The following is a 13177-nucleotide window of genomic DNA, read 5'->3' on the forward strand; positions in this document are numbered from 1 at the left end:
TGTTCAGTCAGCTGGCGGAGCATCGGCGAGACTCACAGCGGGGCAGCCGAGTATCGCTGTCAGCACGCGACGTTGGCGCTTTGTCAGAGAGGCCAGGAAGACCGCCGCGTCGGCATTGGTCTGGTCACAGAGGGTGGCTGCTTCACGGACCTTTCCGTAGCTCAGGAGAGTCCGCGAGGAATAGGGCAGGGCCATCTTCCCGGCCCCGCCGTCCGAGACACCACGCCGTTGCACGATACGACCCGCGACCCGTGCACCGCGCTTCGTCACCTCCTGGGCCGCCGTGTCCATCAACGCGGCAAAGTCCTTCTGCCTGCCGGAGAAATAGCCAACGATCACGACGTCAGCACCCTCGACGGCCAAGGTCGGAGCCCGGTGCCGGGCCCGCACCAGCCCCACGCGGCGAACCGGTCGCCGGTCGCGCCTTCGATCCTGATGCATGACCTGCAGGCTGGACGCGCTGCCGCCTGCGGCGATACGAGTTATCCCTCCACGCGGTCCGCCTGTGTGCGCCGGCACGGGCGATCACGTTGGGCGACCCGGTGAAGGAGTTCCGTAACCCTGGGGCGGGTCGGCGGACGTCGTCCGGTGCCGTGCCGATCGCAGGGCGTCGGAAGGTCCTCGCAGCGGAGCCCCCGCCCGGCCGCCAGGCCGGGGGAGCGGTGGGCGCCCGGCCGGGGTCGGGACGCAGGCTCTGAAGCCGCCGGGGGCGGTGGCACCGGCCTCCGAGGCAAACGAGGCCCACCCCGTAACGCCCGGCAGGGGTGAAGGGTTTGCGGGGTATGACGAAACACGTGCGCCCCGGCGGACTCACCCGGCGCAGGCTGCTCGGTGGGCTCGCCACGCTGACGCCTGCCGCCGCCCTGACCGCGGGGGCCGGCTCCGCCTCCGCGGCGACCCCGGATCCCTATGCCGCCCTCGGCGCCGACGTGGTCACCGAGTTCCGTACGGCGTGGGACGCGTACCGCCAGGTGGCCTGGGGACGGGACGAGTTGCGGCCGGTGAGCGGACAGGGCTCGGACTTCTTCATCCCGGGCGGCACGCTGGGACTGACGATCGTGGAGTCGCTGGACACGCTGTACCTGATGGAGCTGGACAGCGAACTGGACACGGCCGTCTCCTGGGTCAGGAACGACCTCCGGCTGGACCAGCGGGCGCCGGTGCAGGTCTTCGAGGCCATCATCCGGCTCGTCGGGGGTCTGCTGTCGGGGTACGCGGCCACCAAGGAGTCCGTGCTCCTGGACCGGGCCCGCGAGCTCGCCGACCGGCTGCTGCCGGCCTTCCGGAAGTCGGCGACCGGGGCGCCCTACCGGTACGTCAACCTGGCCACCGGTGAGGTCGGCGGGGCCGAGGCGCCGCTCGCCGAGATCGGGACCTGCATCGCGGAGTTCGGGGAGCTGAGCCGGCTGACCGGGGACCACACGTACTACGACGCGGCCAAGAGGGCGTTGCGGGCGGTCTACGAGCGCCGCTCGCGGATCGATCTGGTGGGGACCACCCTCAATGTCGAGACGGGGGAGTGGGTCGGCCGGACGGCGACCCTCGATCCGCCGGTCGACTCGTTCTACGAGTATCTGTGGGACGGCTGGGAGCTGTTCGGGGACAGGGACCTGCGCGCCTGGTACGACCGGCTGACGGCGGCGGTCTTCGAGCGGCTGGCCGAACGGCGGGACGGGCGGCTGTGGTTCCGGCAGGCGGACATGCACACCGGGCGGCCGACCGGCCACTGCCAGTCGGAGCTGACCGCCTTCTACGCGGGGCTGCTCGCGCAGAGCGGCCGGCTGAGGGACGGGGAGCGCTGTCACGACGCGTGGGCGGGGGTGCTGGAGAAGTTCCGGCTGCCGCCGGAGTACCTGGACTACCGGACGATGCGCGCGCTGAGCCCGGCGTATCCGCTGCGCCCGGAGTACGTCGACTCGTGTCTGTTCCTGTGGCTGGCGACGGGCCGGGACCGCTACCGGGCGCGGGCCCGGGATATGTACGCCCGGCAGCGGCGGTACTGCAAGGTGGCCCGCGGGTACACCGTGGTCGACAACGTGACGACGCGTCCGATGCGGCTCGGTGACCTGACGCCGGGGTACTGGTACAGCGAGAACATGAAGTACTACTACCTGCTCTTCGCGAAGGCCGCCCGCTTCGACTACCGGGACAACTACCTGAGCACCGAGGGCAATGTGCTGCGGGGGCTCAGGTAGCGGTCACCACGGGCTCGTGACGGACCGGGAAGTTCACCGAGTTGGCGATGAAGCACACCCGGTGGGCGTCCTCGTGGAGCCGGGCGGCGGTGTCGGCCAGGGCGGCGTCGGCGATCTCGACGTGCGGGCGGAGCACGACCTCCGTGAAGTGGCCGCCGCCGTCCGGGGTCTGGGTCATGGTGCCCTCGGCCCGGTCGGTGTAGGCGGTGACGACGACCCCCGCGACGGCGCAGACATGCAGGTAGGACAGCATGTGGCACTGCGCGAGCGCGGCCAGCAGCAGTTGCTCGGGATTCCAGCGGGCGGCATCGCCGCGGAAGGCGGGGTCGGCGCTGCCGGCGATGGGCGGCACCCCGTCCGCAGTAATGTCATGAGCACGGTCGTAAGCGCGGTATCCGCTGGTGCCGGTACCGCGGTTGCCGGTCCAGGTGACGGTGGTGGCGTACGCGTGCGCCTTGGTGATGTCGGGCATGACTGGACAGCGTAGAGGCTGGGCATGCATCCCGCGAGAATGTTCGATGGGGGTACGACGGACACGGCCGGAGCGAAGCCGATGGAGCGTCAGCCTGCGGAGGCCGCTCAGGGGCGGCAGCTCCGCCGATTATTGCGCCACGCCGACCTTCCGGCGGTGGCGGAGGTGCGCAAGGTGCTGCGGGAGGCACTGCGCGGCTGGGGGGTGCCCGGACTGGCCGACACCGCCGAGCTGCTCACCAGTGAGCTGGTGACCAACGCGCTCCAGCACACCGAACACGGCGCCGAGCTGACCGCGACGCTCTCCGCCGAGGCGCACCGCTGCCACCGACTGCGCGTGGAGGTACGGGACTTCGTGTCCCGGCATCCGAAACTGCGGGCCCCGGGGGACCAGACGACGTCCGGGCGGGGACTGCTGCTGGTCCAGGCACTCGCCGACGCGTGGGGCGTGCACACGGAGGGCACCGGCAAGGTGGTGTGGTTCGAGCTGAGCATCGACGCGGCCTGAGAACGGGCGGCCGCCCGCGCGGCCCTGTTCTCGTACGACGAGAGCGGCGCGGTCGGCAAGGTCTCGGTGGACATCGCCTCGTGACGTCCGGTCGGTCGCCTGTTGCCTTCGCCGTAGTCGTACGAGAACGGGGCCGTGACCGGGGAACGCGCGGGCCCCGCCGACCAGATGGTCGCCGGGGCCCGTGGAACGGATTTCGCGGTGCCGGGATGTCAGCCGTACTGGCGCTCCAGGTCGGCCAGCTTGCGCTCCAGCGAGTCGAGCTTCGGCAGGGTCATGGTGTCGTCCTCCGCCGTGAGGTCGATGGTGGTGGAACCGGTGGTGCGCGGCGACTCACCGCGTACCGGCGACAGAGCCGGACGGGAGCGCATGGGGAGTTCGGCTGCGTCCGGCGAGGAGGTTTCTATAGCAGGCTCCGCGTTGGTCTGGCCGCTGCCGGAGGATCCGGCGGGCAGCTCGACCTGACGTCCTCCGCCACGGTTCCAGATGCGGTGCTGACGGCTTATCGCCTTGACCCGGGCGCGCTCCAGGCGCTCGTGGTCGCGGCGGCGTATCGCGTCCTGCTCCTTGCGGGCCTTGTCCTCGCGGACCTCCTCGACCGCCTCGTCCAGGGTGCGGACGTTCTCCAGCAGCATCAGCGACCAGGCGCCGTACGTCTCGCGGGGCGCGCGCAGCCAGCGGACCATGCGGATCTGCGGCAGCGGACGCGGGACGAGCCCCTGCTCGCGCAGGGCGGCCCGGCGGGTCTGCTTGAGGGCCCGGTCGAAGAGGACGGCAGCGGACAGCGACATGCCGGCGAAGAACTCCGGCGCGCCCGCGTGGCCGCCACCGCGCGGCGCGTGGACCCAGTTGAACCAGGCCGCGGCGCCGGCGAACAGCCAGACCAGCATGCGCGAACCCAGGGCCGCGTCGCCGTGGCTGGCCTCACGTACGGCGAGCACGGAGCAGAACATGGCCGCGCCGTCCAGGCCGAACGGCACCAGGTACTCCCAGCCGCCGGTCAGGCCGAGGTTCTGCTCGCCGAACCCGACCAGGCCGTGGAACGACAGCGCCGCGGCGACCGAGGCGCACGCGAAGAGCAGGACGTACGAGGCGCTGCCGTATATGGCTTCCTTCCTGCGGCGGCGATCCTCCGACCGCTCCCACGAGTCCCCTGAGTCCTCTGTACGGGTCTGGCGGTTCCGCAGGTAGAAGACCGCGACGGCAGCGGCGACCGCCAGGCCCACGGCGCCCGAGAGCGTCCAGTCCAGCGATATGTCTGTAAGTCTCATCGTGCGAAATCCTAGCGTCCGTACCGTCGCGCTCAGGCCGCGAGACGGCGTACGCGCGACATCTTGGCGAACGCCTCGGGCGCGTGAAGCGGTTTCGGGACAAGAGAACGCCAACGGAGGGGTGGCGTGGTGCGAGGCAGACAGAATACTCGAACTGAGGCTCTTGTTTAGAACAGTTGCGTTAGCTGTGTGTGAGATTTGTGTTCACACGGTCCGCGGACAGGTCGCGCAAGTCTCCTGACCCGGCAGTGTGTAGTAGAGGCAGCAGGAGATCCGGTCCCGCATCCGGTCCGGATCGTTGTCGCGGAAACCGGCGCGGCCGACGAACGGCAGGGTGGACCCCGGGAGCAGCAGGGAGAGTTCGGCGATCGCCCGCTCCTCCTCGCCGAGCAAGTGGCCGACGTACCAGAGCCCTTCGGTGATCTCGTCGGTGGCCATCCCCCACAGGGCGCGGGAACCGCGCCGGCTGCGGGGCCGGAACGCGTCCAGCAGGGGCGCCAGATGGCCGGCGACGGCGGTGCGCAGCGCGGCCCGCAGCCCTTCGGGGTCCGGGACGGCCGTGGCGTCCGGGAGGCCGGCGGCCGGATCGTCGGGCAGGCAGCTGAAGCCGCGCGGACGGACCGTCATCCGGCCCTCGGCGCGGTGGAAGGAGACGTCGTCGACGGTGAGGTGCGGCACCCGCCGGGCCAGGAACCAGGGGACCGTGAACAGCAGGCAGGCCGGCCAGGCGTAGCGGTGCAGCCCGAAACCCGCGATGACGTCGGGGCGGGCCCGGCTGCCGTGGTCGCGGAGGATCTGGGCGTCGTCCCAGGCGAGGAAGGAGTCGAGTCCGGCGCCCCCGTCGGCGAGTTGGCGGGCGGTGATCCATCCCTCGCCCGTCCGTGGCTCCTCCTCGGTCACCCGGAGATCGGGGAGGACGGCGGCGAGGCGGGTGTAGGCGCCGGCCAGTGGGGAGACGGAGGCGGCAAGGTGCATGGAGACCGTCCACGAGGGCATCGAGAGCGAGGTAAGGCTTACCTTATCCAGTAGAATATGCGTTTACTCACTCGGAGCTGCTCCATTGGAGTGGTCCAATAGAAACGGCGCGCCGCGCAGCGACCCGCGTGCCCCACATCCCTACGAAGGAGCCCCCCGTGGAGTACGGCCCCCGCGCCGCCCGGCGCCCCGCGCAAAGCGCCGCGCTGCCGCCGGGCGGGGCCGAGCAGGTGCGGGGCGGGCATCCCTGCGCGGAGCCGCCGGGCGTCCCCAGGCCGCGCCGTATGCCCGAGCGGCACTCCGTACGCGACCAGGTCCTCGCCGCCCTGCGCAGCGCCCTGGTCACCGGCGAACTGGAGCCCGGCGTCGTCTACTCCGCCCCCGCCCTGGCCGAGCGCTTCGGGGTCTCCGCCACCCCGGTGCGCGAGGCGATGCAGCTCCTCGCCAGCGAGGGCGCAGTCGAGGCCATGCCCAACCGGGGCTTCCTGGTCACCGAACGCAGCACGCGCGAGTGCGCCGAACTGGCCGAGGTCCGCGCCCTGATCGAGGTACCGGTGATGCTCCGGCTGGCCCGGACCGTGCCCGCCGACCACTGGGAGCCCCTGCGGCCGTACGCCGAGGCCACGGTGGCCGCCGCCGCGCTGGGCGACCGCGCCGGCTACGCGGAGGCCGACCGGGCCTTCCACCGTGCCGTCCTCGAACTCTCCGGCAACCGCCAGATCGTCGCCGTCGCGGACGAACTGCACCGCCGCGCCCAGTGGCCCGTGACCGCCCGCCGGACGGGCGCGGTGCGCGCCGAGCTGATCGCCGACGCCACCGAGCACGCCCGGCTGCTCGACGCCCTGCTCACCGGGGACCTGAGGACCGCCGAGTCCCTGGTGCGCAAGCACGTCGCCGGTTCCTGGGCCTCCTAGGCCTCCGGCCGCGCGTCCTCAGTCGCCGGACGGGCCGGTGTCCAGCGCGTCGGCCAGCCAGACGGGCACTCCTCCCAGCAGGTGGAACAGCCGGGCCGCCTCGGCGTGCAGGCGGGCCGCCGCGGCGGGGTCGGGGTCGACCCCTGCCAGCGACACCAGGGCCGGGGCAGCGCCGATCAGATAGCCCAGCTCGGTACGGATCCGCAAGGACTCGGCGAAACCGTGCCTGGCCTCGGCCAGTTCGCCGTCCCGGGCGGCGAGCCCGGCCAGATGACGCCAGGTGAACGAGGTCAGCAGGGCGTCGCCCCGTGCCACCGCCCCCGCGTGCGCCCTGCGGTACGCGGCCCGCGCGGCCGCCGGGTCGTCGGCCAGTTTCTCCGCCACCAGGCCCCGCCGGTAGTCCAGCAGCGGCCGCCCCGGCGCCCCGGGGGTCAGCAGCGCCGCACTGCGGCTCAGCGCGGCACTGGCCTCGTCGGCCCGGTCCCGTACGGCGAACTGTGTCGCCAGGCACGCCAGGTGCCCGCGTTCGCAGGCCGCCTCGCCGCGTTCGTCGTCGGTACGGGCCAGAGCCTCGGCGATGCGCAGCGCGTCCTCGGCCTCCTGCCAGCCGGTGAGGGTGAACAGGCACTGTTCGGCGAGCAGCGCGGCCCGGGCGAGGGCGGGGCCGAAAGCGCTCTGCGCGTACGGGGCGAGCAGCAGGGCCGCCTCCGTCCAGCAGCCGCGTGCGCGTAGCCGCGCTGTGCCGGGCGGCTCCTCCTGCGTCGTGTGCGGTGCCACCTGTGCCTCCGACATGGCGGTCTCCGCCACATGCCCTCCCAAGCGCGTCATCGAGCCGGTGGCGGAAGTTCAGCACGGCACGGGGTGCCGCGCCAAGAGGGCTGCGCGTGCGGAACGATCAACTCATGCGCAGGGCGAGGAAGAAGTCGAGTTTGTCCTCCAGCCGCGACAGGTCGCGGCCGGTGAGCTGTTCGATGCGACCGATCCGGTAGCGCAGGGTGTTGACGTGCAGATGGAGCCGGGTCGCGCAGCGGGTCCAGGACCCGTCGCACTCCAGGAAGGCCTCCAGGGTCGGGATCAGCTCGGCCCGGTGCCGCCGGTCGTAGACCCGCAGGGGGTCCAGCAGCCGGGCGGTGAAGGCCCGCCGTACGTCGTCCGGGACGAAGGGCAGCAGCAGCACGTGGGAGGCCAGCTCCTCGTGCCCGGCGACGCAGACGCGCCCGGCGCGCGCGGCGGCGACCCGGCGCGCGTGGCGGGCCTCTTCGAGGGCGCCGCGCAGCGCCTCGGCGGAATGGACGGTGGCACTGACACCGATGGTGAGGCGGCCATCGCCGTCGAGGCCACGGGTCAGAGGGGCCTGGAGGGCGGCCAGGAGGCCGCCGGCGGTCAGTTCGGTGCAGGCGGGGCCCTCGGGGACGCCCGGCGCGCCGGAGGGGCCCGTGTGGACCGCGTGGCCGATGTGGCCCGCCTGGCCGGCATGGCCTGCCTGCACCGTGTCGTTCGTGGCGCCGGTGGAGGAGAGCGGGACGAGGGCCATGGCCTCGTCCCCGCTGTGGGCCACCGCGATGCGGTCGGTGGGGTCCGGGCCGGCCGCGAAGGGATCGATGAGGGCCTCCTCCAGCAGCGCCTGGGCGACGGCGCCCCCGGACAGCTCGGTGCCGGTCCACTCGACGCGCGCGACGACGACCTGCCAGTGCGGCGCGGCGCCCAGCCCGGGCACCAGCACCGGCGCGGCCACCCGCAGCCGCGCCGCGACCTCGGTGGGCGGGGCACCGGCCTGCACCAGTTCCAGGACCTCCTGGGCGAGACGGCGCCGGACCGTGCGCGCCGCCTCCCGCCGGTCCCGTTCGACCGCGATGAGCTGGGTGACGCCCGCCAGCAGGTCGAGCCGTTCGGCCGGCCAGTCACCGGCGTCGGCCTCGACCGCCAGGAACCAGTCGGACAGCAGGGTGGCCCGGGGGTCGTCGTCGGGGTCGCCGCCGCGGATCGGGAACAGGGAGTACGTACGTCCGCCGGTGAAGGTGCGGTGCGGGGACGGGCGGGCCGTCCGGGCGGCCGCCAGGTGCTCGCCGGCCAGCTCGGCGCGGACCGCCGGGGCCAGCGGGTGCGGGCCCCCGGCGATCCTGCGGCCGGTGGTGGACAGCACCCAGGCGCGCAGGTCGAGGTCGCTGCCGAGCAGGTCGAGGACGGCGTCCGGGCCGCCGCCGGCCGGGCCGGAGGACATCAGGCGGCGGTGCCGGTCGACGACGGCGGCCAGGTCGCCGGCCCGCTCGGTGGAGACCTGCCGTACGACGTGCTCGGTGATGGACGCGAAGGCGACGTCCTCGGAGACGGAGAACAGCGGCAGCCGGTGCCGGGCGCAGGCCAGCACCAGGTCCTCGGGGACGGCGCCCAGCTCGGCCTCACCGGCGGCGAGACCGGCGACCCCGGCCGCTGCGAGAATACGGACAAAGCGTTCCGAGTCCTGCGCGGAGTGCCGCCAGGCGAGACCGGTGAGCACCAGTTCGCCGCCCGCCAGATAACGGCTCGGGTCGCGCAGGTCGGTGGTCATGACGCCACGGACCGTGCGGTCCAGCTCCTCCTCGCCGCCGAGCAGCCGGAGGCCCAGTGCGTCGGTGTCCAGCAGTGCGCGCAGCCGCATCGTGTGTCGCCTTGTCTCGAACGGGTCCCTGGCCTGGTGCAAGGGCTACCAGGGTCGCGCCCGCTTCGTTCCATCGGTGTTGCCGGGCGGATGCCGTGATGTTTCGTATCCCGTCCTTTCAGAGGAATCTACAAGACATGGGGCCTGGCCAGCCAAGTGCTTCATGCAATCGGTGACTGCGCCCGAACGGGCGCACGGCGGTGTACTGGGCCTGTCACGTGTGAACAGGACCCGGAGAGCCCCGAAGCCCCGCCCCGAGAGCCCCTGTCGAGATCCGAGGAAGAGAGCAGCGCCCATGGACTTCCTGCGTCCCGCCAGCTGGGAGGAGGCGCTCGCCGCGAAGGCGGAGCACCCCACCGCGGTTCCCATCGCGGGTGGCACCGACATCATGGTCGAGATCAACTTCGACCACCGCCGTCCGGACGTGCTCCTGGACCTGAACCGGATCGGTGAACTCCAGGAGTGGGAGACCGGCGAGGAGACCGTACGGCTGGGCGCCTCGGTGCCGTACACCCGGATCATGGAGCACCTGCGCAGCGAGCTGCCGGGCCTGGCTCTGGCCTCGCACACCGTGGCGTCCCCGCAGATCCGCAACCGCGGCGGCGTCGGCGGCAACCTGGGCACCGCCTCCCCGGCCGGTGACGCGCACCCCGCGCTGCTGGCGGCGGGCGCGGAGGTCGAGGCGGAGTCCGTACGCGGCACGCGCATGATCCCGATCGACGACTTCTACGTGGGCGTCAAGCGCAACGCGCTCGCCCCCGACGAGCTGATCCGGGCCGTGCACATCAGGAAGGCGGACGGCCCGCAGCAGTTCTCCAAGGTCGGCACGCGCAACGCCATGGTGATCGCGGTGTGCGCGTTCGGCCTGGCGCTGCACCCCGGGACCCGCACCGTCCGTACCGGCATCGGCTCGGCCGCCCCGACCCCGGTCCGCGCGAGGACCGCCGAGGAGTTCCTGGCCGCCGCGCTGGAGGAGGGCGGCTTCTGGGACAACGGCAGGATCATCCCGCCGGCCGTCGCCCGGCAGTTCGCCGAGCTGGTGTCCGGCTCCGCCAGCCCCATCGACGACGTGCGCGGCAGCGCCGCGTACCGCCGTCACGCGCTGGGTGTGATGGCCCGCCGCACCCTGGGCTGGACCTGGGACGAGTACCGTGGCAATGAGAGGAACGTACGATGCGCGTGACCTTCACCGTCAACGGCCGCCCGCAGCGGGCCGACGACGTCTGGGAGGGCGAGAGCCTTCTGTACGTGCTCCGCGAGCGCATGGGCCTGCCGGGCTCCAAGAACGCCTGTGAGCAGGGCGAGTGCGGCTCCTGCACGGTCCGCCTGGACGGCGTGCCGGTCTGCTCCTGCCTGGTCGCCGCGGGCCAGTGCCAGGACCGCGAGATCGTCACCGTCGAGGGCCTGGCCGACCTGGCCCGGGAGCGAGCCCGCGGTACGGGTGCCTGCGGCACCAAGGACAGCGGCAGTGGCACCAAGGGCGCCGGCACCGGCACCGAGGACACCGGCACCGGCCTCGACGAGGCCCGGCATTGGCAGGCCCGCCCCGCCGGCGAGGGCGTGGAGCTGTCGCCCGTCCAGCGGGCCTTCGTCGACGCCGGCGCCGTCCAGTGCGGCTTCTGCACCCCCGGCCTCCTCGTGGCCGCCGACGAGCTGCTGGAGCACAACGCCCGGCCCACCGACGCCGACATCCGGGAAGCCCTGTCGGGCAACCTGTGCCGCTGCACCGGCTACGAGAAGATCCTCGACGCCGTCCGCCTCGCCGCCGCCCGACAGGAGGCCTGAGCATGCCCGCCAGCGGCATCCCCACCCGCATCACCCAGGGCACCCACGGCGCCCAGGGCACCCGGACCAAGGGCGGCATCGGCGAGTCCACGCTGCGCCCCGACGGCACGCTGAAGGTCACCGGCGAGTTCGCGTACGCCTCGGACCTGTGGCACGAGGACATGCTGTGGGGCCACACCCTGCGCAGCCCGCACGCCCACGCCGAGATCGTCGCCATCGACATCTCGCAGGCGCTCGCCCAGCCCGGCGTACACGCCGTCCTGACCTACGAGGACCTGCCCACCGGGGTCAGGAACTACGGCCTGGAGATCCAGGACACCCCCGTCCTGGCCCACGGCCGGGTCCGCCACCACGGCGAGCCGGTGGCGCTGGTCGCCGCCGACCACCCGGAGACCGCCCGCCGCGCCGCCGCGAAGATCAGGGTCGAGTACCGGCCGCTGCCCGTCGTCACCGACGAGGCCTCCGCGACCGCGCCCGGCGCTCCGCTGCTCCACGAGGGCCGCGACGACCATCACGCGGCCCATTCCCCGCACCCCAACATCGTCCACCGTCAGCCGATCGTGCGGGGCGACGCCGACGCGGCCGCCGCGCGCGCCGACGTCGTCGTCACCGGCGAGTACGAGGTCGGCATCCAGGACCAGGCCTTCCTCGGCCCCGAGTCCGGCCTCGCCGTGCCCGCCGAGGACGGCGGCGTCGACCTGTACATCGCCACCCAGTGGCTGCACGCCGACCGGCGCCAGATCGCCCCCGTCCTGGGCCTGCCCGAGGACAAGGTACGGATGACGCTGTCGGGCGTCGGCGGGGCCTTCGGCGGCCGCGAGGACCTGTCGATGCAGATCCACGCCTGTCTGCTCGCCCTGCGCACCGGCAAGCCCGTCAAGATGGTGTACAACCGCTTCGAGTCCTTCTTCGGACACGTCCACCGCCACCCCGCCAGGCTCTGGTACGAGCACGGCGCCACCCGCGACGGCAGGCTCACCCACATGCGGTGCCGCATCGTCCTGGACGGCGGCGCCTACGCGTCCTCCTCCCCGGCCGTCGTCGGCAACGCGGCCTCGCTCAGCGCCGGCCCCTATGTCGTGGAGAACGTCGACATCGAGGCGATCGCCCTCTACACCAACAACCCGCCCTGCGGCGCCATGCGCGGCTTCGGCGCGGTCCAGGCCTGCTTCGCCTACGAGGCCCAGATGGACAAGGTCGCCGCCGAACTGGACATGGACCCGGTGGAGTTCCGCCGGATCAACGCCATGTCCCAGGGCACGGTCATGCCGACCGGGCAGCGCGTCGACTCCCCGGCCCCCGTCGCCGAACTGCTGCGCAGGGTCAAGGCGATGCCGATGCCGCCCGAGCAGCAGTGGCTCGCGGCCGGCCGGACCGCCGACGTACGCGCCCTGCCGGGCGGGCTGTCCAACACCACCCACGGCGAGGGCGTGGTGCGCGGCGTCGGTTACGCGGTCGGCATCAAGAACGTCGGTTTCTCCGAGGGGTTCGACGACTACTCCACGGCCCGGGTCCGGCTGGAGGTGATCGGCGGCGAGCCGGTGGCCACCGTCCACACCGCGATGGCCGAGGTCGGCCAGGGCGGCGTCACCGTCCACGCGCAGATCGCCCGCACCGAGCTCGGCGTCACCCAGGTCACCATCAACCCGGCCGACACCCGGGTGGGTTCGGCCGGCTCGACCTCCGCCTCCCGGCAGACGTACGTCACCGGCGGCGCCGTCAAGAACAGCTGCGAGGCGGTCCGCGAGCAGGTCCTGGAGATGGGCCGGGCCCGGTTCGGCACGTACCACCCGGCGTGGGCCACCGCCGAACTGCTGCTCGAAGGCGGCAAGGTGGTCACCGACGGCGGCGAGGTGCTGGCCGACCTGGCCGACGTGCTCGGCGACGAGGCGGTCGACATCGAGCTGGAGTGGCGGCACCGCCCCACCGAGCCCTTCGACCTGCGGACCGGACAGGGCTTCGGCCATGTCCAGTACTCCTTCGCCGCGCACCGGGCGGTCGTCGAGGTCGACACCGAACTCGGCCTGGTCAAGGTCATCGAGCTGGCCTGCGCCCAGGACGTCGGCAAGGCCCTGAACCCGCTGTCGGTCCTCGGCCAGATCCAGGGCGGCACCACCCAGGGCCTGGGCCTGGCCGTGATGGAGGAGATCCTCGTCGACCCGGTCACCGCCAAGGTACGCAACCCGTCCTTCACGGACTACCTGATCCCCACCATCCTGGACACCCCGCCCATCCCCGTCGACGTGCTCGAACTCGCCGACGACCACGCCCCGTACGGGCTGCGCGGCATCGGCGAGGCCCCGACCCTGTCCTCCACGCCCGCCGTCGTCGCCGCGATCCGGGCCGCGACCGGGCTGCCGCTCAAACGCGTCCCGGTACGCCCCGAACACCTCACCGGTACGTAGCCGTGGACCGCGCCG

General features: G+C 72.8%; 12 protein-coding genes. 6 read left to right on the plus strand and 6 right to left on the minus strand.

Going from position 1 to position 13177, the window contains the following annotated elements; all coding sequences use genetic code 11:
• Window positions 1-3: 3 nt before the first annotated feature.
• Window positions 4-441 (minus strand): hypothetical protein, encoded by a 438-nt coding sequence (locus RWE79_RS30735; RefSeq protein WP_475943337.1) that lies wholly within the window; start codon window positions 439-441, stop codon window positions 4-6.
• A gap of 341 nt (window positions 442-782) precedes the next feature.
• On the opposite strand from RWE79_RS30735, the gene RWE79_RS30740 reads away from it, so the two are divergent.
• A complete protein-coding gene (locus RWE79_RS30740; RefSeq protein WP_475943338.1) occupies window positions 783-2195 on the plus strand; it encodes a glycoside hydrolase family 47 protein in 1413 nt (470 codons plus the stop codon).
• On the opposite strand, the gene RWE79_RS30745 is transcribed toward RWE79_RS30740, so the two are convergent.
• The gene (locus tag RWE79_RS30745; RefSeq protein WP_475943339.1) at window positions 2188-2667 is read right to left on the minus strand and encodes an OsmC family protein; all 480 of its coding nucleotides are present in this window, start codon (window positions 2665-2667) and stop codon (window positions 2188-2190) included. The genes RWE79_RS30740 and RWE79_RS30745 overlap by 8 nt on opposite strands.
• A gap of 81 nt (window positions 2668-2748) precedes the next feature.
• On the opposite strand from RWE79_RS30745, the gene RWE79_RS30750 reads away from it, so the two are divergent.
• Window positions 2749-3174: an ATP-binding protein gene (locus tag RWE79_RS30750; protein WP_475943340.1), complete on the plus strand. Its 426-nt coding sequence runs from the start codon at window positions 2749-2751 to the stop codon at window positions 3172-3174.
• A 212-nt stretch (window positions 3175-3386) separates the two neighbouring features.
• On the opposite strand, the gene RWE79_RS30755 is transcribed toward RWE79_RS30750, so the two are convergent.
• The gene (locus RWE79_RS30755) at window positions 3387-4445 is read right to left on the minus strand and encodes a DUF2637 domain-containing protein (RefSeq protein ID WP_475943341.1); all 1059 of its coding nucleotides are present in this window, start codon (window positions 4443-4445) and stop codon (window positions 3387-3389) included.
• A gap of 204 nt (window positions 4446-4649) precedes the next feature.
• A complete protein-coding gene (locus RWE79_RS30760) occupies window positions 4650-5441 on the minus strand; it encodes a (2Fe-2S)-binding protein (RefSeq protein WP_475943342.1) in 792 nt (263 codons plus the stop codon).
• 137 nt (window positions 5442-5578) lie between these two features.
• On the opposite strand from RWE79_RS30760, the gene RWE79_RS30765 reads away from it, so the two are divergent.
• Entirely contained in the window at window positions 5579-6334 is a 756-nt protein-coding gene (locus tag RWE79_RS30765; protein ID WP_475943343.1) for a GntR family transcriptional regulator, read from the plus strand.
• Between the two features lie 18 nt (window positions 6335-6352).
• Here the strand turns inward: RWE79_RS30765 and RWE79_RS30770 are convergent, their stop codons facing one another.
• Entirely contained in the window at window positions 6353-7126 is a 774-nt protein-coding gene (locus RWE79_RS30770) for a hypothetical protein (RefSeq protein ID WP_475943344.1), read from the minus strand.
• Between the two features lie 103 nt (window positions 7127-7229).
• The gene (locus tag RWE79_RS30775; protein WP_475943345.1) at window positions 7230-8972 is read right to left on the minus strand and encodes a PucR family transcriptional regulator; all 1743 of its coding nucleotides are present in this window, start codon (window positions 8970-8972) and stop codon (window positions 7230-7232) included.
• Window positions 8973-9267: 295 nt separating this feature from the next.
• On the opposite strand from RWE79_RS30775, the gene RWE79_RS30780 reads away from it, so the two are divergent.
• The 3 genes from RWE79_RS30780 to pucD are packed head-to-tail and all read left to right on the plus strand — an operon-like array spanning window position 9268 to window position 13162.
• Window positions 9268-10155: an FAD binding domain-containing protein gene (locus RWE79_RS30780; protein ID WP_475943346.1), complete on the plus strand. Its 888-nt coding sequence runs from the start codon at window positions 9268-9270 to the stop codon at window positions 10153-10155.
• Entirely contained in the window at window positions 10146-10757 is a 612-nt protein-coding gene (locus RWE79_RS30785) for a (2Fe-2S)-binding protein (protein WP_475943347.1), read from the plus strand. The genes RWE79_RS30780 and RWE79_RS30785 overlap by 10 nt, the downstream gene beginning before the upstream one ends.
• A gap of 2 nt (window positions 10758-10759) precedes the next feature.
• Entirely contained in the window at window positions 10760-13162 is a 2403-nt protein-coding gene (gene pucD, locus RWE79_RS30790; protein ID WP_475943348.1) for a xanthine dehydrogenase subunit D, read from the plus strand.
• Window positions 13163-13177: the final 15 nt, after the last annotated feature.

This window comes from Streptomyces sp. RLA131, from assembly GCF_056270125.1.

What these genes read in the sequence shown, in the direction of transcription:
- RWE79_RS30775 (WP_475943345.1), bottom strand. Translation starts at nt 8,972, where the DNA reads ATGCGGCTGCGCGCACTGCTGGACACCGACGCACTGGGCCTCCGGCTG.
- RWE79_RS30785 (WP_475943347.1), top strand. Translation starts at nt 10,146, where the DNA reads ATGCGCGTGACCTTCACCGTCAACGGCCGCCCGCAGCGGGCCGACGAC.
- RWE79_RS30740 (WP_475943338.1), top strand. Translation starts at nt 783, where the DNA reads ATGACGAAACACGTGCGCCCCGGCGGACTCACCCGGCGCAGGCTGCTC.
- pucD (WP_475943348.1), top strand. Translation starts at nt 10,760, where the DNA reads ATGCCCGCCAGCGGCATCCCCACCCGCATCACCCAGGGCACCCACGGC.
- RWE79_RS30760 (WP_475943342.1), bottom strand. Translation starts at nt 5,441, where the DNA reads ATGCCCTCGTGGACGGTCTCCATGCACCTTGCCGCCTCCGTCTCCCCA.
- RWE79_RS30770 (WP_475943344.1), bottom strand. Translation starts at nt 7,126, where the DNA reads ATGTCGGAGGCACAGGTGGCACCGCACACGACGCAGGAGGAGCCGCCC.
- RWE79_RS30755 (WP_475943341.1), bottom strand. Translation starts at nt 4,445, where the DNA reads ATGAGACTTACAGACATATCGCTGGACTGGACGCTCTCGGGCGCCGTG.
- RWE79_RS30735 (WP_475943337.1), bottom strand. Translation starts at nt 441, where the DNA reads ATGCATCAGGATCGAAGGCGCGACCGGCGACCGGTTCGCCGCGTGGGG.
- RWE79_RS30745 (WP_475943339.1), bottom strand. Translation starts at nt 2,667, where the DNA reads ATGCCCGACATCACCAAGGCGCACGCGTACGCCACCACCGTCACCTGG.
- RWE79_RS30750 (WP_475943340.1), top strand. Translation starts at nt 2,749, where the DNA reads ATGGAGCGTCAGCCTGCGGAGGCCGCTCAGGGGCGGCAGCTCCGCCGA.
- RWE79_RS30780 (WP_475943346.1), top strand. Translation starts at nt 9,268, where the DNA reads ATGGACTTCCTGCGTCCCGCCAGCTGGGAGGAGGCGCTCGCCGCGAAG.